The following is a 20,674-nucleotide window of genomic DNA, read 5'->3' as shown; positions in this document are numbered from 1 at the left end:
TTTCCCGTCAGCTTTTGAACACGACCGTCTTGTTGCCGTTGAGCAGCGCGCGGTCTTCCAGGTGCAGCCGCACGGCTTCGGCCAGCACGCGGCGTTCGATATCGCGGCCCTTGCGCACCAGATCATCTGGCCGATCGGCATGAGTCACGGTTTCCACATCCTGATGGATGATCGGGCCTTCGTCGAGGTCTGCCGTCACATAATGCCCCGTCGCGCCGATCATCTTCACACCGCGCGCGTGGGCCTGGTGATAGGGCTTGGCGCCCTTGAAGCTGGGCAGGAACGAGTGGTGGATGTTGATGCAGCGGCCCGACAGGAACCTGGCCAGGTCATCCGACAGGATCTGCATGTAGCGGGCCAGCACGACCAGCTCGGCGCCGGTTTCGGTGACGATGCGCTTCACTTCCGCTTCCTGCTGCGGCTTGGTGTCCTTGGTGATCGGCAGGTGGTAATAGGGGATGTCGCCGATCAGCGAGATCGACAGCGCTTCCTTGGGATGGTTGCCCAGGATGGCGACCACTTCCATCGGCAGCTCGCCGATTCGCGCGCGATAGAGCAGATCGCCCAGGCAGTGGTCGAACTTGGACACCATCATCACCACGCGGCGCTTTTGCGCGGTGTCGCGCAGGTTCCAGTCCATGCCATATTGCTGCGCCACCGGGGTGAGGGCATCGCGCAGCATTTGCGCGCTCTTTTCGCCCGGATCGAACACCACACGCATGAAAAAGCGCCCGGATTCAAGGTCGTCGAACTGCTGCGCCTCCAGCACGTTGGCGCCTTGTTCGAACAGCGTGCCCGATACGCGGGCAACGATCCCCGGCACGTCGGTGCAGGAAATGGTGAGAATCAGCGGTGCGGCCATGGTCAGTGTCTCTCCCGTCGTTGTCTCGCGCCGGCCTGTCGATTTTGCCATTGCGAATCTGATTTGATATTGTATGTGTTGCATACAAATTTCAACCAAGCATTTTTAGTCGGGAGAAGATTGCATGGCCGCGACCAACCTTGACCAGCTGCTGCAGCAAAATGGCGACATCGTCGGCATGCTGCGCAACTCGCAGCTGGGTGCCTATGTCTATCCGGTGGTGGCACCGGAATTTTCCAACTGGCGTTCCGAACAGTGGGCCTGGCAGCACTCGGCCGTGCTGTTCGACCAGTCGCACCACATGGTGAACCTGTACATTCGCGGCAAGGACGCGCTCAAGCTGCTGTCCGACACCATGATCAACAGCCCCAAGGGCTGGGCGGTGAACAAGGCCAAGCAGTATGTGCCCACCACCCCCTATGGCCACGTGATCGGTGACGGCATCATCTTCTGGGAAGAAGAAGAAAGCTTCACCTATGTCGGCCGCGCGCCGGCTTCGAACTGGCTGCGCTATCACGCTGCCACCGGCGGCTATGACGTGGAAATCGAGCTGGACGACCGCTCGCCGATGCGCCTGATGGGCAAGCCGGCCAAGCGCAAGGAATGGCGCTTCCAGATCCAGGGCCCCAATGCCTGGGCCGTGATCGAAAAGCTGCACGGCGGCCCGCTCGAACAGCTCAAGTTCTTCAACATGAGCACGATGAACATCGCCGGCAAGACCGTGCGCACGCTGCGCCACGGCATGTCGGGCGCGCCGGGCCTGGAAATCTGGGGCCCCTATGAAGAGCAGGACGAAATCCGCGCCGCCATTCTCGAAGCCGGCAAGGAATTCGGCCTGATCGCGTGCGGCAGCCGCGCCTATCCGTCGAACACGCTGGAATCGGGCTGGATCCCCTCGCCGCTGCCCGCCATCTACACCGGCGAAAAGCTCAAGGGTTTCCGCGAATGGCTGGGTGCCGACAGCTATGAAGCCACCGGCTCGATCGGCGGTTCGTTCGTGTCGGACAACATCGAGGACTATTACCTCAACCCGTGGGAACTGGGCTATGGCTCGTTCGTGAAGTTCGACCACGAGTTCCACGGGAAGGAAGCGCTGCAGGCGCTGAACCCGGCCGACCAGCGCAAGAAGGTCACGCTGGCATGGCACCCGGAAGACATGGCCAAGATCATGGCTTCGCTGTTCAACCCCGATGGTGACCAGTACAAGTTCTTCGACGTGCCGCTCGCCAACTATGCCTCGTCGAACTATGACCGCGTGGTCGATGCCGGCGGCAAGACCGTGGGCCTGTCGATGTTCACCGGCTATTCCTACAACGAAAAGCAGGCGCTGAGCCTCGCCACGATCGATCCGGAAATCCCGGTCGGCACCGAAGTGCGCGTGGTGTGGGGCGAAGAAAACGGCGGCACCAAGAAGACCACCGTTGAACCGCACAAGCAGCTGGAAGTGCGCGCGATCGTATCGCCCGTGCCGTACAGCCGCGTGGCCCGCGAAGCCTACGCCGAAGGCTGGCGCACCGGTCGCTGAGGCCCAGCCGCCATTGCGCCCATACCGGCCTGCGAACGGCACTGTTTCGCGCTTCCGGTGCTCACGTACCTAAAGTACGCTGCGCTCCGGCTCGCGAAACAGCACCATTCTCGGCTCGGTCTGGCCACAATGGCGACCGGACCTCGTCACCGCTCTCTCCCTGCCGCTTGGCGGGGAGGGGCAATACCCCAAGCATAACAACACGAATGGGCGAGGGATCAGAGGATGGCATACGCACAGATTCATCCCAATTGGGACAAGGAACCCGCCGGCATCACCGACGGCTATTCGCTGGAAATGACCGCCAAGGACATTGCCTCCCTGCGCGAGGCGGCGCCTCTGATCCCCCCTGAAACGCCCGTTGCCGTCACCTATCTGCCGGGCGAGGAAGCCCAGGCCCGCATTGCCGCCACCGTGGCCGTGCGCGAGCTGGGCTTTGAACCGATGCCGCATTTTTCGGCGCGGCGGATCATCGACGTGCCCGAATTCGAAGCCTATCTCCAGGCCGTGGTGGAACAGGCCGGCGTGCGCCGCTGCTTCATCGTGGCCGGTGATCCGGCAGAGCCGCAGGGGCCGTTCTTCGACAGCTCTGCGCTGATCGCCACCGGCGCGTTCGAACGCGCCGGGATCACCGCGATCGGCATCGGCGGCCACCCCGATGGCCACCCCAACATGACCGAGGCGGAATGCTGGGCCGTGCTGGACAAGAAGGTGGCCGAAATCACGGCGCGCGGCATGGCGCCGCTGATCGTCACTCAGTTCGGGTTCGATGCCGATTCCTTCCTGGTCTGGCTGGAAAAGCTGCGCGCGCGCGGCATCGATGCGCCGGTACGGATCGGCGTGCCGGGCCCGGCCGGGATCAAGCGCCTGCTGGGCTTTGCCGCCCGCTGTGGCGTGGGTGCCTCGGCCAGCGTGATGAAGAAGTACGGCATTTCGCTGGGCAATCTGCTCGGCAGCGCCGGGCCGGACAAGCTGGTCGATGCCTTTGCCAGTGGCCTGGGGCCGCAGCATGGCCGCGTGCGGCTGCATTTCTATCCGTTCGGTGGCCTCGCCAAGACCGTTGAGTGGATCGAGGACTATCGCCGCCGTCATCCCGCCTGAAAGGCGCAGATCATGACCGATTACGTGCTCGTGCATGGCGCCTGGTGCGGCGCCTGGTGTTATGATCGGCTGGCGGGCGAACTGCGCGCCGCTGGCCACCGCGTGGTGGCGGTCGACCTGCCGGGGCTGGGGGCTGACGCCGCCCGGTTCCATCCCGGCATTTCGCTGCGTGACCATATTGCCCATGTCGAAAACGAAGTGGCGCGGGCCGGGCTCGATCGCTTCGTGCTGGTCGGGCATAGCTATGGCGGCATGGTCATCACCGGCGTGGCGGCGCGGCTGGGCGCGCGGATCGATGCGCTGGTCTATATCGACGCCTTCGTGCCGGGCGATGGCCAGTCGCTGTGGGATCTGACCGGGGAATGGGAGCATGCCCACTATATCGATGGGCAGAAGCACAGCCCCGGCGCCATCGCCCCGCTGCCCGGTTTTGCCGATCCGCGCCTGACACCGCATCCGCTGCTGACGCTGGTTGAAGCGGTGCAACTGACCGGGGAAGAGGCCAAGGTGCCGCAGCGCAGCTATATCTTCGCCATCGGGTGGCAGCCCACGCCGTTTGCCCGCTTTGCCGAGGCAGCGCGCGCCGATCCCACCTGGGAATACCACGAGGTGGGTGGCGGCCATTTCGTGATGGCCGATGCACCCGCCGCGCTGCGCGATATCGTGCTGGGCCTGGCCGGCTGAGCGCAAGCGCAGCCGGCGTTGTGCGGTTCAGAGCGTGGCGAGATCCGCTTGCGCGGCGTCGAGCGCGGCCTTGATCGTATCCACCAGCTGGTCGATCTCGGCATGGCTGATCACCAGCGGCGGGCTCATCACGATGGCATCGCGCACCGCGCGCACCATCAGCCCGCGCGCGATGCAATGGTCGCGTACGATCGGCGCGGCTTGCCCGCCCTTGCCATGGCGACGGTTGGTGCCCTTTTCCGCCACGATCTCCACCGCGCCGATCAGGCCGAGCGAGCGCGCTTCGCCCACCAGCGGGTGCGGGGCCAGCCGCTCTGCCAGCGCGGCGGCAAGGTAGGGGCCCGTGTCGCGCGCGGTGCGGCCCACCAGGTCTTCGCGCTCAATGATATCGAGATTGCGCAACGCGACAGCGGCGCAGACCGGATGGCCGGAATAGGTGTAGCCATGGGTAAACTCTTCGCCCGAAGCGCGCAGCGTCTCGACGATCTCGCGGCTGACCCCGGTGGCCGAAATCGGCAGGTAGCCCGACGACAGCCCCTTGGCCATCGAGACGATATCGGGGGTGAAGCCGAAATGCTGGAAGCCGAACCAGGCACCCAGCCGGCCAAAGCCGCAGATTACCTCGTCAGACACCAGCAGGATGCCATACTTGCGGCAGATTGCCTCAACCCGTTGCCAGTAGGTGGGCGGGGGAATGATCACGCCGCCCGCGCCCTGCACCGGTTCGCCGATGAACGCGGCAACGTTTTCCGGGCCGACCGCCAGGATGCGTTCCTCGATCGCGGCGGCAGCGCGCGCGGCAAAGCTTTCGGGGTCTTCGCCAAAGCCTTCACCGAAATGATAGGGCTGCATCACGTGTTCCACGCCGGGGATCGGCATGCCGCCCTGCACGTGCATGAAATCCATGCCGCCCAGGCTGGCGGAGGCGACGGTGGAGCCGTGATAGGCATTGCGCCGGCTGATGAACACGGTGCGCTGGGGCTGTCCCTTGAGCGCCCAATAAGTGCGCACCAGGCGGAACACCGTATCGTTGGATTCCGATCCGCTGTTGTTGAAGAACACGTGCTGCAGGTCGCCGCCGAGCAGGCCGGCCAGGCGTGCGGCCAGCTCGATCGGGGGCGGCGTGGCGGTGCGGAAAAAGGTGTTGTAGAACGGCAGCTCCAGCATCTGCGCGCGCGCCACCTCGGCCAGTTCCTCGCGGCCGTAGCCCACGTTGACGCACCACAACCCGGCCATGCCATCGAGCAGGCTGTGCCCTTCGCCATCGGTGATCGTGCACCCGCGTGCGTGCGTGATCACACGGCTGCCGCCCAGTTGCTGTTGCAGGGCATAGCTGGATTGCGCGGGCAGATGGTGCGCCATGTCAAGCTGGCGCAGGGTGGCGATGTCGTGATTGCGAACGGTGGTCATGAAACGGTCCTGATGGATTCTAAGATCACAGATACGGTTGCCCGATCGGGCCGTCAAACGAAAAGCCTTGGCCTTGGCGTGCAAAAGGTTCATCACGGTAGCCAATTGAACGGGCATGGCCCAAGATCACGGCAGACAGGTTCATTTGGAACAGACAGGCATGAAAAACGGCGCCGGCACGGCCAAAAGCCCGGCCAAGGTAGCGGCCAAGAGCGCGGCCAAATCCGCCGCAAAAACCGGCGCTGCCAAGGTGGCAGCGGCCAAGGCGCCCATCGCGCGGGCGGCCCGCGCGGCCAAGGTGGCGGTGGCCCAGGCTGACGAGGGCGAAGCGACGTCGTCGCTGCGCGAACAGGTCTATGAAGACCTGCGCTATCGCCTGATCACCGGCAAGATCGCGCCGGGCGTGGGCATTTCCACGCGCGGTCTGGCGCAGCAACTGGGCGTGAGCCAGATGCCGGTGCGCGATGCGCTCAGCCGCATCGCCGCCGAAGGGGCGGTGGATATCCGCTCCAAGCGCGCGGTGATGGTGCCCAAGATGACGCTGGAGCGCTTTGACGAGATCATGCGCCTGCGCACCCTGCTCGAACCGGTGGCCGCCGTGGCCGCGCTGCCGCACATCAGCGCCGAGCGCCTCCGCGACATTCGCGCCGCCGACGAGGCGACCGACGCCGCGCTGGGCGAGGGTGACGTGAATGCCTACATGGAATCGAACTTCCGCTTCCACTCGCTGATCTATGGCGCCGCGCCGATGCCCCTGGCCAACCGCATGATCGAAAGCCTGTGGATGCAGTTCGGCCCGTTCATGCGCGTGGTCTATGGCCGCTATGGCACGGCGGCGATGGTCGATCACCACCAGGCCGCGGCCAAGGCGATCGCCAAGGGCGATGCGCAGGGGCTGCACGATGCCATCGCCGGCGATATCGGCGATTGCGCCGATCTGATGCAGGATTGGGAACGGCTGAGCCTTTAGGGTTCAAACTCGATTGGCATAGGGATCGTGATCGCCCATGGAAGCCCGCCGACAAGGAGTGCAGCGCAGACGCGTAGCACTGCTACGCGCAAGCAAGCGACGCTGCTCGGCGGGCTTCCATGGGGGACCGCTTCGCGGCGGGCGCCTTTTGGCGCCAGGCAGCGTCGCGCGTCGGTCACGATGGAATGCCATCGCTCCCTCCTTGCTCCTCGCCTGGCGCCAAAATGCGCGCCGTCACGACCCTATGCCAATCGAGTTTGAACCCTAAATGGCAAGAAAACACGCCAAGCGCGGCGGCTGGACGGACGACGAACCAGAAGCCACCGAAGACGAAGCCCCGCCGCCTGTTCCCTGCTGGCTGTGCGGCCGGCCCACCGGCACCACCATCGTGTGGCACCACCCCGTGCCCAAAAGCCGTGGCGGCCGCGACGTGGTGCCGATGCACGGCATCTGTCAGCAGACCCTGATCGCCAACTTCACCAATTCCGAGCTGCAACGCGCCGGGCTGGATGTCGACGTGCTGCTCGCCCACCCGCCGATCCGCAAGTTCGTGGACTGGGTGGCGAACAAGGACCCGGACTTTACCGCGAGCGTGACGAAGAAGGGGCGGTAAGGGGGCGTTAAAGTTAGGTAAGCGTATTTACGAGAAATTGTTGACGAGATATATCCAAGAACCGTCAGGGAAAGGTAAATAATTCTAACAGATCGCGGCGTGAGGGACTTATGGATATAATTTCAGTCGTGAGCGGCCTGCAGTCTTTGCCCGTATCCGTTCAAAACCGTCTACAACAGGTGGTTTCCAGTCTGATTGGTTCCATGGCAAAAGTTCCTAAGGCATGGATTGATTCCACGGCGAAATCCATCACGGCTAACTCTGAAGCAGAATTTGCGCTTCAGAAAGCAATAGTCATTGCAGCAAAGAAAAGAATTGCTCAAGATGATGAGTTGATAAATGCTGCTATTGAAGCGTACTTGCCTTCGTCGATACGGAAGTCAAGAAACAGATTTAGGGTTTTGCAAAGTGCTGCGCAAAACTTGAAAGAAGATGTAGATGAAAATAAAGATTCGACGTGCGATGAGAAGAGTGTTGATGAGGACTGGCTCAATATTTTTGCTAGACAAGCGGAGGATGCCTCATCAGAGCGCATGCAGGCCCTACTGGGAAAAATACTTAGTGGGGAGATAAGAAAGCCCGGGTCGTTTTCTCCATCTACGTTAAGAATTGTTTCTGAGATGGATGAGGAGATGGCGCTGGACATCAAAAGATTTTCTCAGATTGTCGTAGGAGACTGTGTTTATACTGACGAAAGCTGGTTGAGTGGTGAGAAATTTAATTTTGCTAACAGGCTAGCGCTGCACGGCTTTATTAGTGCTACCGCAGGACAGGTTTCTCGCGTTGTAGAGGTTAATGCTCAGGGCCTGGCGATACATGCCTTGGGCAATACTTTCCTCGAAATTCATGCTCCGGCCTATCAGAAAATCAATGCTCCGGTTTTGGAGTTGACGAAAGTCGCAATGCAGTTGAGGACGCTATTCCCTCAGCCTGAAAATGCATTAGAATTGATTAAGGATTCTGCTTTAAAAATAAAAAATAATAACCAGATTATTGCTCATTGTAAGCTAATTTTGCCCGGAATATTTGAAATTGTAATATAAATATTTTCAATAAATCATTAAGTTCTAATTGATATTTAGTAATTTAAAGAGTTTTTCTGCTTTTTAAACGTGAATATTGCTATAAATTTGCTTCGTTTGAATGGTGCTTCGAGCATGCAAGTGTTCACGCTGGCTCATCTCACCCCAGCAATTCCCCCACCGCGCGCCAGGCCTGGTCGATGGCGCTGTCGGTATAGGCGGCGCGGCCGCTGTCGGAGTTGGCGATGGTGATCGCGCCGAAGCGCTGGCGGGCGATCTTGTTGGGGGCTTGCGGGTCGTCGTCCTGGTGCTTGTCCCACAAGGCGTTGTATTCCGGGGCATAGCCGTGTGGCCAGCGGTTGACCGTGATCGCGGCGATATCCTTGTCTGCGTCAAAGCCATAGGGGCCGAGCGCACGGGTGAGGAGGTCGCGGACGCGGGTTTCGTAGGTGGCGAGGTCGGTGCCGAGCAGTTCCATGCGGCCGGCGCGGCTCTGGTCGTGTTCGGGCAGGCCGGGCTGGTGGGGAATGCCGGTCATGTGCAGGACGATGGGATCGTCGGGTGATTTGGGGCCGGCATAGCCGCCGATCGGCACGGCCTTGTCCAGCCCGGCGTTCTGGAACCAGGCCTGGGGAAACTGGATGCCCGAAAGCCCGGCCTTGGCAAAGGCGCGCCAGTTGTCGAGCGCGACGCTGACATAGACCAGCGGCTCCTTGACCAGTTCGTGCAGGGCTTCCTTCTGCGCGGCGGGCAGGCTGGGCACGAGGTAGGGGATGATCATGTTGTAGCAGGCCATGACCACGTGGCGCGCGGCCACCTTGTGCACCTTGCCGGCGTGGGAATAGACCACGTCGGCCCCGGCCTGGGCGCGGTTGACGGCGTGGACGACGATGCTGGAGAGGCGCAGGCGCACTGCGTTGTCTGGCCGGTCGAGCGCGGCATAGTCGGTGGGAGCGAGGATCGACTGTTCGACGGTGAGGCCCGGCGCCATGAAGCCGGGGATCAACTGGGCGACCAGGCGGCGGGCGATCGTGGCGTTGCCGTCGGGGAAATGGAAATCATAGCTGCCGCCGGTGCTGGCAAAGCCGCGCGGGGTATAGCCCATGCGCATCGTGCCGCCGGGATCGAGCTTGAGGCCCTTGAAGCCGGGGAAGAAACTGGTGCCCCAGGCATCGAGCGCGCTGATCCCGTCCGCGCCCACGCACCACCAGCCGAGCGGGCGGTTCTGGTAAAACAGCATGGCTTCTTCGCCCAGGCCGCCATGCTTCATCAGGTAGTCGCGATAGCTGATGGTGGCGAGGTAATCCTTGCGCTGGTCCATCGCCATGGTGCCGAGCGGATCGGTGGCGCCAGCCTCCAGCGCGGCGATCTGGCTGCGCGCAGTGGCCGAAAGCGGTGACTTGGCCAGGGCATCGGCCAGCGGCACATCATCGGGCAGGCGCACCAGCGCATCGCTGCCAAAGCTTTCCTTGTCGAAGAAGGCGGCGCGGCCCAGCTTGAGCCCGGCAAAGGTGCCTTCCTCCACCTCGGTATCGCCGCCATAGGCCTTGGCCAGCGCCGGCACATCGATCCCCAGGCGGCGCAGCAGGCCATCGGCCACTTTGCTGTAGGGCGTGGGGCTTTCGATGCCGGCGGTGCCGCCGTTCATCAGCAGGGTATGGCCGCGCACGCGAAATTCGTTGCGTTTGGCATGGCCGCCGAAATCATCGTGGTTTTCGAGGATGAGGATGCGCGCGGCCGGGTTGCGATCACGGTAGAACAGCGCCGCAGACAGCCCACTGATCCCGCCGCCGACCACCACCAGGTCATAGCTTTCGTGCGCCGGGCCGGCCAGCGCCTGGCCCACCGCCTGGCCATCGCGCAGGGCATGGGCCACTTCGAACGAACCTGCATGCGACCCGCGCAGGCCGGTGCGCAGCGGCGGATAGTAACCCCCCGGTTCGCCGGGATGCGCGGGCAGGGCGGGGGCGGCAGCAGCGGGCTTGGCCGGGGCGGCGATGGCGGGCGGGGTGAGCGCGGCGGCGGCCGTGGCCGAACCGGTCTGCACGAAGGCGCGGCGCGTCAGCCGTCCGCCGGCCATGCCCTTGGGTGAGCCATCGCGTGCCATTGTCGTTTCCCCGTGATGAAAGGCTTTACCTGTATCCTGTGATCACATATCGTGGGTAAAAGCAATGCCCGAAAATCCAACCGGGCCAACCATGAGGGCAATCATGCAAGCAACCCCTTCGCGGCGCGGATTCCTGGCCGGCCTGGGCACGGCAGCGGTCGGCATCACGTTTTCCGGGCTGGCGGGGTGCAAGAAGCATCCTTCGCAGATGGTCAATTTCTACAACTGGGATACCTACGTCGGCAAGCACACGCTGTCGGGCTTTGAGCAGGCCAGCGGCATCGGCGTGAACATGAGCCTCTATTCCAACAACGACGAGCTGTTTGCCAAGCTGCGCGGCGGCAATCCGGGCTATGACGTGGTGGTGCCGGCCAACGATTTCGTGCAGCGCATGGCCAAGGCCAACATGCTGATGCCGCTGGACCATGCCAAGATTCCCAACATGAAGAACATCCTGCCGCGGTTCCAGGATGCGCCGTTCGATCCGGGCCGCAAATATGCCATGCCCTATACCTGGCTGGTGCTGGGCATCGGCTATCGCAAGTCAAAGATCCAGGGCGTGCCCGACAGCTGGAAATGGGTGCTGGATTCGCCGCAATACAAGGGCCGCATTGCCGTGCTTTCCGATGCGGCAGACCTGTGCCGGCTGACCGAAATCTACCTCGGCGCCGATATGAACACGTTCGACAAGGCGACGCTCGCCAAGGTGCAGGACCTGCTGATCCGCCAGAAGGGCAACATCGCCACGTTCCATGACGACAATGGCCAGGATCTGCTGCTGTCGGGCGATTGCGACATCGTGATCGAATACAATGGCGACATTGCCCAGGTGATGCGCGAGGACAAGGATCTCGCGTTCGTGGTGCCCAAGGAAGGCAGCATCCTGCAGTCCGACCAGCTGTGCATCCCCGCTGGCGCGCCCAATCCCGATGCGGCGCACGCGTTCATCAACTACCTGCTGAGCGCAGACGCCGGCGCCGATATCTCGCGCACCATTCGCTATCCCACGCCCAATGGCGCTGCGCTGGCGCAGATGGACGCCGAATATCGCGACAACCCCGCGATCTTCCCGCCCGAGGCGGCGCTCGCCAAGTGCCAATACGCCAACTACTTGGGCGAAGATGCCTATCGTGCGTTCCAGGACGTGATCACCCGCGTGCGCGCGGCATAGGCGGATCGGGTAAGCGGGGGCGGGAAAAGTGGGTTTTTCGCCCCTCCTCTTCAGAGGAGGGGCCGGGGGTGGTGGAGGCGTAGCGCAAGGTTTCGCACCACCCCCCAACCCCCTCCTCTGAAGAGGAGGGGGCTTACGTTTGCGTTATTCCACCGGCTTTTCCGGGTCATAGACCACGTAGAACTTTTCATAGCCCTTGGAATCCCAGCGGCCGAGCCAGCCCTTGGGGATCGACACCGCATCCCCGGCCTTCACCTCCAGCACGGTGCCATCGGCCGAGGTGAGGGTGACGCCGCCCGATAGGAAGACCATGAATTCGTTCACCGGATAGCCTTCGCCGGTGAAGCTGTCGTGGTTGGGGCCGGCAACGGCATAGGCGCCGCTCATGAACTTCTTGTCGGCCGAATGCAGCTGCGGCAGGTCTGATACAGCCGCGCCGCCTTCGTCGCTGTGGTGTGCGGCGCTGCCGGCGAGGGCGGCGGTGACCGCGCTGCTTGCCAGTTTGGCCGGCTTGGCGATGCTGGCGGCGCCGGTATCAGCAAGGGCTGCGGTGGCGGGCAGGGCCAGCGCCAGGCCAAGGCCCAGGGCAAAATGCCGCGCAGAGCGGATGTGGACGCGCATCGGACGGTCTCCTGTTGTAAAGTGCTGCGATCACAATTGCGGTTGGATGTCAGGGCGTCAACTGCACGTGAGGCCGGAAATGTTGTCAATTTCCGGGTGTTGGTGCATCTGGTGCACCGCTCGATTGGTGATATCATGCGATCGCACCAGCAATGAGGATGCCTGTGCCCGATCCGTTGCCTTCCGCAGACCTGAATTCCGGCGATTTCCTGTCGGGCAAGGCCATTCCGCCGTTTGCGGCCCTGCGCGCGTTCGAGGTGGTGGGCCGCGTGGGCGGGGTGCGCCGCGCCGCCGCGCTGCTGCGGCTCGATCACACGGTGGTCAGCCGCCATCTCAAGGCGCTGGAGGAATGGCTGGGGGTGATGCTGGTCGATCGCCAGGGCGGCCGCGTGACGCTGACCGAGGCGGGGCAGGCCTATCACGCGCGGGTTTCGGCCGCGATGCTCGATGTGGTGTCGGCCACGCGCGAGATCATGGCCCAGGGCCGGATCCACGACCTGCGGCTGTGGTGCGTGCCGGGCTTTGCCACGCAGTGGCTGTCTGCGCAGATTGCCGCGTTCGAGCAGACCGGGCCGGGTTTCCAGGTGGAACTGCGCCCCACCGACCGGCCGGCCAACCTGATCCAGTTCGAAGCCGATGTGGATATCCGCTATTACGGCGATGGCTGGCTGCCGCAGCCGGGCGGGCCGGGGCTGCACACGCTGGTGCTGGCGCGACCGCCGCTACTGGTGGTGGCGAGCCCGGCCGTGGCGCAAGGCCTGGCCGGCATTGGCGGGGTGGACGATCTCTTGGCCGCGCCGCTGTTGCACGAGGAACACCACGAACAGTGGCGGTTCTGGCTGCGTGGCAATGGGCTGGACCTGGGGCGCCAGCCGCTGCCCGGCGCGCTGCTGTGGCATGCCCACCTGGCGCTGGCCGCCGCGCGCGCCGGGCGCGGGCTGGCCCTGGCCAATCGCTATCTGGTGGCTGATGACCTGGCCAGTGGCGCGCTGGTGGAACTGGCGGTGCCGGGCGCGCGGGCCGTGGCAATCGGGTCTTATTGCATGGTGACGCGCGCCGATCGCGCCAACAATCCGGCCATCGCGCAATTGCGCCGCTTCCTGCGCCAGCAGGTGGAGTGAGCCGATATGTGGTGCGCCCCATGCACCACCGACGATCGCTTTTCCCCCTCCCGCACTGGCGCGCCATTTTCGAAAGGTAACCTGAAAAAGATTCACGGCATCGCCGTTTGCAGGAGCTTTCATGGCCAGCCAGACCCAGCCGCCCGCAGCGACCCCAGCGTCGATCGATTTCGCCAGCATGGATGGCGTCGATCTCGATCATTTCTGGATGCCGTTCACCAACAACCGGTTCTTCAAGCAGAACCCGCGCCTGTTCGTGGCGGCGAGCGACATGCACTATACCACCGCCGATGGGCGCCAGGTGCTCGATGCCACGGCGGGGCTATGGTGCGTGAACGCCGGGCACGGGCGCGCGGCGATTACCGATGCCGTGACCCGGGCGGCGCAGACGCTCGATTTCGCGCCGACGTTCCAACTGGGCCATCCCCTGGCGTTCCGCCTTGCCAGCGACGTGGCGCGGATCATGCCGGCGGGGATGGACCGCGTGTTCTTCACCAATTCGGGTTCGGAAAGCGCCGATACCGCGCTCAAGATGGCGCTGGCCTATCACCATGCGCGCGGCGATCACACGCGCTTTCGCCTGATCGGGCGGCAGCGCGGCTATCACGGCACCAATTTCGGCGGGCTTTCGGTGGGCGGCATCGGCGGCAACCGGCGCCGCTTTGTCAGCCAGGTGTGGGGGGTGGATCACCTGTCGCACACCCATGGCCAGGCCGTGCGGTTTTGCCGGGGCATGCAGCCGGGCAATGGTGCCCTGGCCGAGGAACTGGAAGAACTGGTGGCGCTGCATGGCGCCGAAACGATCGCGGCGGTGATCGTGGAGCCGGTGGCCGGCTCCACCGGGGTCTTGGTGCCGCCGCAGGGTTATCTCCAGGCGCTGCGCGATATCACCCGCAAGCACGGCATCCTGCTGATCTTTGACGAGGTGATCACCGGCTTTGGCCGCCTGGGCAAAGCCACGGCGGCGGAATACTTTGGCGTGACGCCCGATATCATCACCACGGCCAAGGGGTTGACCAACGGCACCGTGCCGATGGGGGCAGTGATCGCCAGCCGCGAGGTGCACGATACCGTGGTCAACGGCAGCCCAGAGGGCATCGAATTCTTCCACGGCTATACCTATTCCGGCCATCCCGTGGCGGCAGCGGCCGGGCTGGCGACGCTGGGGCTCTATCGCGACGAGGGATTGTTCGAGAATGCCGACGTGCTGGCTGCGCATTGGGAAGCGGCGGCGCACGCGCTGGCTGATTGCCCGCATGTGATCGACGTGCGCAATCTGGGGCTGGTGGCCGGGATCGAACTGGCCCCGCGCGATGGGAAGGTGGGCGCGCGGGCGATGGAGGCGTTCCACCGCGCGTTCGATGCCGGGCTGCTGATCCGCGTGACCGGCGATATCATCGCGCTGTCTCCGCCCTTGATGATCAGCGCCGCGCAGATCGACACGATCTTTGGCATGCTGCGCGAGATTCTTGTCGACCTGGCGTGATCGGCCATGGCGCGTGACCGGCTTCCCCCGCTCAAGTCCCTGGAAGGGTTCGAGGCTGCGGCGCGGCTGGGCAGCTTTGCCGCGGCGGCGCAGGAACTGGGACTGACGCAATCGGCGATCAGCCACCAGGTGCGCAACCTGGAAGAGGCGCTGGGCCATGCCCTGTTCCGCCGGGTCTATCGCCAGGTGGTCCTGACCGATGCTGGCCGCGATTTCCACCGCACGGTGCGCGACATGCTCAAGGTGCTGCGCGGCGGGGTGAGCCGGCTGGCGCCCTATCGCAAGGCCAATTCGGTGATCGTCTATGCCGATGCCGGGTTTGCTGGGTGCTGGCTACAGCCGCGCCTGCCGCGCCTGATGGCGGATCTGCCGGGGATGGACCTATGGCTCGACAGCCGCGGTCTGGCGGTGGATTTCGAGACGACCGAACTCGATATCTTTCTGACCGACGCGCCCGATGGCGGCGACACGGGCTTGCCCAGTGAAACCCTGCTGGGGCTGGACTATGCCGTCTATACCGCGCCGGCGCTGGCTGGGGCGGCGGCGGCGTTTCTCGAAGGGCGGGGCACCGTGCCGCTGCTGCACGATGAAGGGCCGATGGATTGGGCGGCGTGGTTCGCCCATTTTGGCCTCGCCATGCCGGGCGGCGATGCGCTCATCGCCGGGCCGACGTTTACCGCCGTGCCCGCCCTGCTGGGCGCGGCCGCCGATGGTCTGGGCCTGGCATTGGCGGCGCAAGGCTATGCCGCGCCATGGGTGGCGCGTGGCGAGCTGGTGCCCGTGGGTGACCGCATCTGCCTGGGCGCCGCCCAACTGACCATGGTGGTGCGGGCCAAGGGGCGGGGCGATGCCCATGTCCATGCCCTGGCCGATTGGCTGCGCGCGGCTGCCGCGTCAGGCCAGCCAATCGACCGGTGATGCCGCGACCGCTTCTGCCAGCCAGGCCCGGAACCGGGCGATGGGCTGGGCATTCCACATGTCTGCCCGCGCGGTAAAGTAATAGGCGCCCGGCGCGCAGGGGGAAAAGGCCGGATTGCCCGCGCCCAGTTCGACCAGGCGCCCGCTGCGCAGGTGCTCTGCCGCCAGGAAGCCGTTGGTGATCGCCACCCCCTGGCCATCGGCAGCCGCAGCCAGGGTCATATGCGCTTGCCACAGCCGCGCGGCGAGCGGCGGCTGGGCTTCTTCCAGGCCTTGCGCGGCAAACCAGGCGCGCCATTCGGCGTCGGAATCCTCGTGCAGCAGGGGCAGGGCCAGGAGATCGCGCGGGTTGGCGACGCGGGCGCCGGCCAGCCAGGGCGCATCGGCCCGCGCCACCGGAAACAGGCGTGGCCGCACGATCGCCTGGCGTGTGAGGTTGCGTGGGGTGGCCAGCGCCGGGGCCGTATCGAGATACCAGCGGATATCGCCCTGCGCCTCGCGCCGGACAAGGTCGGGCGGGCTGTCACTGGGCCGCAGGTCCAGCGCCATGCCGGGGTAGCGGCGGCCAAAGCCGGGCAGGTTGGGGGTGAGCCACAGATAGGCGAGGCCCGCCACCGACCACACATCGAGCCGCCCGCCCGCTGCGCCACCGCGCATCTGGCTGGTGGCGGTGCACAACTGGTCGAACGCCGGGCCGATCAGCGCGTGATAGCTTTCCCCCGCCGGGGTCAGCCCGCCGCCGTGGCGATCGACCAGCATGACCCCCAGCCAGTCTTCCAGCGCGCGCAAATGGCGGCTGATGATGGCATGGCTAACGCCCAGTGCAGCGGCCGTGCGGCGCACCCCACCATGGCGGCCAAACGCCTCGAACGCGCGCAGCGCGGCAAAGGGCGGCAGGTGTGGGCGATCTGGCATGGCGATGGTAACCCCTGGTCACCATCCGGGTAGCATTAGTGGGCTTTTGCGCGCAAGCCGATGGTGCGACAAGCATGAGTATCTGTTTCTCTTGCCCGGAGTGTGCCGCCATGGCCGATAACGCGTCTCTTCTTGCCCGCCGCGAACAGGCCGTGCCGCGCGGCGTGGCGTCGTCCACCGCGGTGTTTGCCGATCGCGCGGAAAACGCCGAATTGTGGGACGTGGAAGGGCGCCGCTTCGTCGATTTTGCCGGTGGCATTGCAGTGCTCAACACCGGGCACCGCCACCCCAAGGTCATGGCTGCGGTGCAGGCGCAACTGGAACGCTTTACCCACACCGCGTTCCAGGTCTGCCCTTATGAAAGCTACGTTGCGCTGGCGGAAAAATTGAACGCGCTCGCCCCATTTTCCGGGCCGGCCAAGACCCTGCTGCTCACCACCGGGGCAGAAGCCACGGAAAACGCGGTGAAAGTGGCGCGCGCGGCAACGGGCCGGTCGGCGGTGATCGCATTTACCGGCGGCTTCCACGGCCGCACCCTGCTGGCCAGTGCGATGACCGGCAAGACCACGCCCTACAAGCGCCGCTTTGGCCCGATGCCGGGCGAGGTGTTCCATGCGCCGTTCCCCACCGGCCTCAATGGCAACACGGTGGAGCGCACGCTGGAGGCGATCCAGTACCTGTTTGCCGCCGATGTGGAGCCCGAGCGCGTGGCCGCTTTCATCGTCGAGCCGGTGCAGGGCGAAGGCGGCTTTCACGTGGCGCCGCCGGCATTCCTGGAGGCGCTGCGTGCCCTTGCTGACCAGCACGGCATCCTGCTGATCGCCGACGAGGTCCAGGCCGGGTTTGCCCGCACCGGCAAAATGTTCGGCATCGAAAATTCCGGGGTGGAACCCGATCTGGTCTGCGTGGCCAAGTCGCTGGCCGGCGGCTTTCCGCTCGCCGGGCTGATCGGCCGGGCTCCGCTCATGGATGCGCTCGATCCTGGCGGTCTGGGCGGCACCTATGGCGGTTCGCCGATCGGCTGCGCTGCGGCGCTCGCCGTGCTCGAGGTGATCGAGGAAGACGGCCTCTGCGCCCGCGCCGCCGCGATCGGGCAGCGCATGCGCACGCGGGTGCAAGGCTTTGCCGCCGCCGGCCTGCCGGTGGCCAACATTCGCGGGCTGGGCGCGATGTTCGGCTTTGACGTGACCAATGCCGCCGGGGAAACCGATGGCGCCCTGGCCAAGGCGGTGACCGTTGCTGCGCTGGAACGCGGGCTGATCCTGCTGTCGTGCGGCACCAAGGGCGAAACCATTCGCGTGCTTGTACCGTTGACCGCTTCGGACGAACTGATCGACGAAGGGCTCGATCTGGTGGAACAGGCCCTGGCGACAGTGGCCGGCAAGGTGATGGCATGAGTGATATTGTGGAAGTGACCCGCCCCGCGCTCAAGCGCCCCGACCTGTGGCGCGAACAGGCGTTCGTGGCGGGGCAATGGCGCGGCGCGGCGGCGACCATCGCGGTGGACAATCCCGCCACCGGCGCGGTGATCGGCCAAGTGCCCGACATGGGCGCGGCCGAAACGCGCGAGGCGGTGGACGCTGCCCAGGCCGCATTCGGGCCTTGGAAGGCCAGGACCGCCAAGGAGCGTGGCGCGGTGCTCAAGCGCTGGGCCGCGCTGATGCTGGAGCATGCCGACGATCTGGCCACGATCATGACCGCCGAACAGGGCAAGCCCCTGGCCGAGGCCAAGGGCGAAGTGGGCTATGCCGCATCGTTCCTGGAATGGTTTGGCGAAGAAGCGCGGCGGGTGCGTGGCGACGTGATTGCCCCGCACCAGGGCGATCGGCGCCTGGTCGTCACCCGCCAGCCGGTGGGCGTGGTCGGCGCGGTCACGCCGTGGAATTTTCCGCTGGCGATGATCACGCGCAAGGCCGGCCCGGCGCTGGCCGTTGGCTGTCCGATCGTGATCAAGCCATCGGAACTCACGCCGTTTTCTGCCTTTGCGCTCGCCGTCCTGGCGCAGGAGGCGGGGCTGCCGGATGGCTTGTTGAGCGTCGTCACCGGGCAGGCGAAGCCGATCGGCGAAGTGCTCACCGGTGACCCGCGCGTGGCCAAGTTCACCTTCACCGGATCGACCGCCGTGGGCAAGCTGCTGGCCGCGCAGTGCGCCGGCACGGTCAAGAAAGTGAGCCTGGAACTGGGCGGCAACGCGCCGTTCATCGTGTTCGAGGATGCCGATCTCGATGCCGCGGTGGAAGGGGCGCTGGCTTCCAAGTTCCGCAACACCGGGCAAACCTGCGTCTGCGCCAATCGCCTGCTGGTGCACGATGCGGTCTATGATGCCTTTGCGCAGAAGCTTGCCGCCCGCGTGGCGGCCTATCGTGTCGGGCCGGGCCTTGACGGACCGACCGACCAGGGACCGCTGATCGATGATCGCGCCGTGGCCAAGATCACCGCGCATGTCGCCGATGCAGTGGCCAAGGGCGGAAAGATCCTGACCGGTGGCAAGCCGGCCGAGGCGATCGGCGCGCGCTTTTTCGAGCCGACGGTGATTGCTGACGTGCCGGCCGATGCCCTGCTCAACCGCGAGGAAACCTTTGGCCCGCTGGCCGGCCTGATCCGCTTCTCGAGCGAGCAGGACGCCGTGGCCATGGCCAACGACACGCGCGCGGGCCTGGCGGCCTATGCCTATACCAACGACGCGGCGCGGCAATGGCGCCTGACCGAAGCGCTGGAATACGGCATGGTGGGCATCAACACCGGGCTGATCTCTACCGAGGTGGCGCCATTCGGCGGGGTCAAGGAATCGGGCCAGGGCCGCGAAGGTTCACACCTGGGCGTGGATGACTATCTCGATGTGAAGCTGGCCTGCATCGCGGTGCCGGCGCTATAATTTGCGCGGATCGCCGGATGGTCGGGAGAAAATCCCGACATCCGGCGAATGTGCGCCAAAAATAGGGAAAAATAGCGCAGCGTTTTCCCATATCATCCCACTGGGATCGTAATCGATCGCTTTGGGAGATCACGCATGCTTGTCGGCACCGTCAAGGAAATCAAGAACCACGAATACCGCGTCGGCCTCACCCCCGAAAGCGCGCATGAACTGGTGGCGCATGGGCACACCGTGCTGGTGGAAACCGGTGCCGGCGCCGGCATCGGCGCTGCCGACGAAGCCTATGTGGCGGCCGGCGCGCAGATCGTGGGCACCGCGGCTGAAGTCTTTGCCCGCGCCGACATGGTGGTGAAGGTCAAGGAACCGCAGGCGGTGGAACGCGCCATGCTGCGCGAAGGCCAGATCCTTTATACCTACCTGCACCTGGCGCCCGATCCCGAACAGACCGCAGACCTGGTGAAGTCGGGCGCGGTGTGCATCGCCTATGAAACCGTGACTGATGCAACCGGTGGCCTGCCGCTGCTCAAGCCGATGAGCCAGGTGGCCGGGCGCATGGCGATCCAGGCCGGCGCCACCGCCCTGGAAAAGGCCCATGGCGGGCGCGGCGTGCTGCTGGGCGGCGTGCCCGGCGTGCTGCCGGCCAAGGTGGCGGTGATCGGTGGCGGCGTGGTCGGCTTCAATGCCGCGCAGATGGCGGCAGGCCTGGGTGCCGATGTCACGATCATCGATCGCAGCCCCGAAGTGCTGGAACGCCTGGCCACCCATTTCGAAAGCCGTGCCAAGACGCTCTATGCCGGCAAGGCCAACATCGCCGCCGCCGTGGCCGAGGCTGATCTGGTGATCGGCGCGGTGCTGGTGCCCGGCGCCGCTGCGCCCAAGCTGGTCACGCGCGAGATGCTGTCCACGATGAAGCCCGGCGCCGTGCTGGTGGACGTGGCGATCGACCAAGGCGGCTGCTTCGAAACCAGCCATGCCACGACCCATGCCGAGCCGACCTATGTGGTCGATGGCGTGGTGCACTATTGCGTGGCCAACATGCCGGGCGGCGTGGCGCGCACCAGCACCTATGCGCTCAACAACGTGACCCTGCCCCATGCCCTGGCCATTGCCAACCTGGGTTGGAAGGCCGCGCTGGCGCGCAACGTCCACCTCGCCAATGGCCTGAACGTGGCGTTTGGCAAGGTGACCTATGAAGCGGTGGCCAACGACCTGGGCTATGCCTATACCCCGGCGGCCGACCTGATCGGCTGACGCCAAGCCCACCTGGAGATGC

Annotated in this window: 18 protein-coding genes; 13 read left to right on the top strand and 5 right to left on the bottom strand. The window is 64.9% G+C overall.

Annotated elements, in window-relative coordinates; translation table 11 throughout:
- Positions 1–7: 7 nt before the first annotated feature.
- Positions 8–862 carry a formyltetrahydrofolate deformylase gene (gene purU, locus FHW97_RS19860; RefSeq protein WP_062787543.1) on the bottom strand — a complete coding sequence of 285 codons (855 nt, stop codon included), beginning with the start codon at positions 860–862 and terminating at the stop codon, positions 8–10.
- 124 nt (positions 863–986) lie between these two features.
- On the opposite strand from purU, the gene FHW97_RS19855 reads away from it, so the two are divergent.
- From FHW97_RS19855 to FHW97_RS19845, 3 genes are all read left to right on the top strand, one after another.
- Complete coding sequence (locus FHW97_RS19855) at positions 987–2,387, top strand: aminomethyl transferase family protein (protein ID WP_171793710.1); 1,401 nt, start codon at positions 987–989, stop codon at positions 2,385–2,387.
- Between the two features lie 225 nt (positions 2,388–2,612).
- Positions 2,613–3,488: a methylenetetrahydrofolate reductase gene (locus FHW97_RS19850; RefSeq protein WP_022677630.1), complete on the top strand. Its 876-nt coding sequence runs from the start codon at positions 2,613–2,615 to the stop codon at positions 3,486–3,488.
- A gap of 12 nt (positions 3,489–3,500) precedes the next feature.
- Entirely contained in the window at positions 3,501–4,172 is a 672-nt protein-coding gene (locus tag FHW97_RS19845; protein WP_171799588.1) for an alpha/beta fold hydrolase, read from the top strand.
- A 27-nt stretch (positions 4,173–4,199) separates the two neighbouring features.
- On the opposite strand, the gene FHW97_RS19840 is transcribed toward FHW97_RS19845, so the two are convergent.
- Positions 4,200–5,582 carry an aminotransferase gene (locus FHW97_RS19840; protein ID WP_171799587.1) on the bottom strand — a complete coding sequence of 461 codons (1,383 nt, stop codon included), beginning with the start codon at positions 5,580–5,582 and terminating at the stop codon, positions 4,200–4,202.
- A gap of 160 nt (positions 5,583–5,742) precedes the next feature.
- Here FHW97_RS19840 and FHW97_RS19835 point away from each other — a divergent pair, with 160 nt between their 5' ends.
- From FHW97_RS19835 to FHW97_RS19825, 3 genes are all read left to right on the top strand, one after another.
- On the top strand, positions 5,743–6,552 hold the full coding sequence (locus FHW97_RS19835; protein WP_171799586.1) for a GntR family transcriptional regulator: 810 nt from the start codon (positions 5,743–5,745) through the stop codon (positions 6,550–6,552).
- 268 nt (positions 6,553–6,820) lie between these two features.
- The gene (locus FHW97_RS19830) at positions 6,821–7,165 is read left to right on the top strand and encodes a hypothetical protein (protein WP_171799585.1); all 345 of its coding nucleotides are present in this window, start codon (positions 6,821–6,823) and stop codon (positions 7,163–7,165) included.
- Positions 7,166–7,293: 128 nt separating this feature from the next.
- On the top strand, positions 7,294–8,208 hold the full coding sequence (locus FHW97_RS19825; protein WP_171799584.1) for a DUF2806 domain-containing protein: 915 nt from the start codon (positions 7,294–7,296) through the stop codon (positions 8,206–8,208).
- Positions 8,209–8,347: 139 nt separating this feature from the next.
- Here the strand turns inward: FHW97_RS19825 and FHW97_RS19820 are convergent, their stop codons facing one another.
- Positions 8,348–10,294 (bottom strand): NAD(P)-binding protein, encoded by a 1,947-nt coding sequence (locus FHW97_RS19820; RefSeq protein WP_171799583.1) that lies wholly within the window; start codon positions 10,292–10,294, stop codon positions 8,348–8,350.
- A 103-nt stretch (positions 10,295–10,397) separates the two neighbouring features.
- Here FHW97_RS19820 and FHW97_RS19815 point away from each other — a divergent pair, with 103 nt between their 5' ends.
- Positions 10,398–11,465, top strand: coding sequence for a PotD/PotF family extracellular solute-binding protein (locus FHW97_RS19815; RefSeq protein WP_022675408.1), 1,068 nt, complete (start codon positions 10,398–10,400; stop codon positions 11,463–11,465).
- 144 nt (positions 11,466–11,609) lie between these two features.
- Here the strand turns inward: FHW97_RS19815 and FHW97_RS21960 are convergent, their stop codons facing one another.
- Entirely contained in the window at positions 11,610–12,086 is a 477-nt protein-coding gene (locus tag FHW97_RS21960) for a cupin domain-containing protein (protein ID WP_199223729.1), read from the bottom strand.
- A 152-nt stretch (positions 12,087–12,238) separates the two neighbouring features.
- On the opposite strand from FHW97_RS21960, the gene FHW97_RS19805 reads away from it, so the two are divergent.
- From FHW97_RS19805 to FHW97_RS19795, 3 genes are all read left to right on the top strand, one after another.
- Entirely contained in the window at positions 12,239–13,207 is a 969-nt protein-coding gene (locus FHW97_RS19805) for a LysR substrate-binding domain-containing protein (RefSeq protein ID WP_171799582.1), read from the top strand.
- Between the two features lie 121 nt (positions 13,208–13,328).
- Positions 13,329–14,693 carry an aminotransferase class III-fold pyridoxal phosphate-dependent enzyme gene (locus tag FHW97_RS19800; RefSeq protein WP_171799581.1) on the top strand — a complete coding sequence of 455 codons (1,365 nt, stop codon included), beginning with the start codon at positions 13,329–13,331 and terminating at the stop codon, positions 14,691–14,693.
- 6 nt (positions 14,694–14,699) lie between these two features.
- Positions 14,700–15,611, top strand: a complete 912-nt coding sequence (locus FHW97_RS19795; protein WP_171799580.1) for a LysR family transcriptional regulator — start codon at positions 14,700–14,702, stop codon at positions 15,609–15,611.
- Here the strand turns inward: FHW97_RS19795 and FHW97_RS19790 are convergent.
- Positions 15,588–16,526 (bottom strand): LysR substrate-binding domain-containing protein, encoded by a 939-nt coding sequence (locus FHW97_RS19790; protein ID WP_171799579.1) that lies wholly within the window; start codon positions 16,524–16,526, stop codon positions 15,588–15,590. The genes FHW97_RS19795 and FHW97_RS19790 overlap by 24 nt on opposite strands.
- Before the next feature lie 110 nt (positions 16,527–16,636).
- Between FHW97_RS19790 and gabT the strand changes: the two genes are divergently transcribed.
- The 3 genes from gabT (at position 16,637) to ald (ending at position 20,652) form a co-directional block, all read left to right on the top strand.
- Entirely contained in the window at positions 16,637–17,923 is a 1,287-nt protein-coding gene (gene gabT / locus FHW97_RS19785; RefSeq protein ID WP_171799578.1) for a 4-aminobutyrate--2-oxoglutarate transaminase, read from the top strand.
- Positions 17,920–19,401, top strand: a complete 1,482-nt coding sequence (locus FHW97_RS19780; RefSeq protein ID WP_171799577.1) for an NAD-dependent succinate-semialdehyde dehydrogenase — start codon at positions 17,920–17,922, stop codon at positions 19,399–19,401. Before gabT ends, FHW97_RS19780 begins: the two co-directional genes overlap by 4 nt.
- Positions 19,402–19,536: 135 nt before the next feature.
- Complete coding sequence (gene ald, locus FHW97_RS19775) at positions 19,537–20,652, top strand: alanine dehydrogenase (RefSeq protein WP_054132664.1); 1,116 nt, start codon at positions 19,537–19,539, stop codon at positions 20,650–20,652.
- The last annotated feature ends 22 nt before the right edge of the window (positions 20,653–20,674 follow it).

The organism is Novosphingobium sp. SG754 (genome assembly GCF_013149315.1).
GTDB classification, from domain to species: Bacteria; Pseudomonadota; Alphaproteobacteria; order Sphingomonadales; family Sphingomonadaceae; genus Novosphingobium; species Novosphingobium capsulatum.
The sequence above is the reverse complement of the archived record's forward strand: the minus strand, read 5'-3'. Positions and strand labels throughout refer to the sequence as shown.

Coding starts and splice junctions, on each gene's coding strand:
- FHW97_RS21960 (WP_199223729.1), bottom strand. CDS start 12,086: ATGCGCGTCCACATCCGCTCTGCGCGGCATTTTGCCCTGGGCCTTGGC.
- FHW97_RS19845 (WP_171799588.1), top strand. CDS start 3,501: ATGACCGATTACGTGCTCGTGCATGGCGCCTGGTGCGGCGCCTGGTGT.
- FHW97_RS19855 (WP_171793710.1), top strand. CDS start 987: ATGGCCGCGACCAACCTTGACCAGCTGCTGCAGCAAAATGGCGACATC.
- FHW97_RS19830 (WP_171799585.1), top strand. CDS start 6,821: ATGGCAAGAAAACACGCCAAGCGCGGCGGCTGGACGGACGACGAACCA.
- FHW97_RS19820 (WP_171799583.1), bottom strand. CDS start 10,294: ATGGCACGCGATGGCTCACCCAAGGGCATGGCCGGCGGACGGCTGACG.
- ald (WP_054132664.1), top strand. CDS start 19,537: ATGCTTGTCGGCACCGTCAAGGAAATCAAGAACCACGAATACCGCGTC.
- gabT (WP_171799578.1), top strand. CDS start 16,637: ATGGCCGATAACGCGTCTCTTCTTGCCCGCCGCGAACAGGCCGTGCCG.
- FHW97_RS19815 (WP_022675408.1), top strand. CDS start 10,398: ATGCAAGCAACCCCTTCGCGGCGCGGATTCCTGGCCGGCCTGGGCACG.
- FHW97_RS19850 (WP_022677630.1), top strand. CDS start 2,613: ATGGCATACGCACAGATTCATCCCAATTGGGACAAGGAACCCGCCGGC.
- FHW97_RS19780 (WP_171799577.1), top strand. CDS start 17,920: ATGAGTGATATTGTGGAAGTGACCCGCCCCGCGCTCAAGCGCCCCGAC.
- FHW97_RS19800 (WP_171799581.1), top strand. CDS start 13,329: ATGGCCAGCCAGACCCAGCCGCCCGCAGCGACCCCAGCGTCGATCGAT.
- FHW97_RS19805 (WP_171799582.1), top strand. CDS start 12,239: ATGAGGATGCCTGTGCCCGATCCGTTGCCTTCCGCAGACCTGAATTCC.
- FHW97_RS19795 (WP_171799580.1), top strand. CDS start 14,700: ATGGCGCGTGACCGGCTTCCCCCGCTCAAGTCCCTGGAAGGGTTCGAG.
- FHW97_RS19790 (WP_171799579.1), bottom strand. CDS start 16,526: ATGCCAGATCGCCCACACCTGCCGCCCTTTGCCGCGCTGCGCGCGTTC.
- FHW97_RS19835 (WP_171799586.1), top strand. CDS start 5,743: ATGAAAAACGGCGCCGGCACGGCCAAAAGCCCGGCCAAGGTAGCGGCC.
- FHW97_RS19840 (WP_171799587.1), bottom strand. CDS start 5,582: ATGACCACCGTTCGCAATCACGACATCGCCACCCTGCGCCAGCTTGAC.
- purU (WP_062787543.1), bottom strand. CDS start 862: ATGGCCGCACCGCTGATTCTCACCATTTCCTGCACCGACGTGCCGGGG.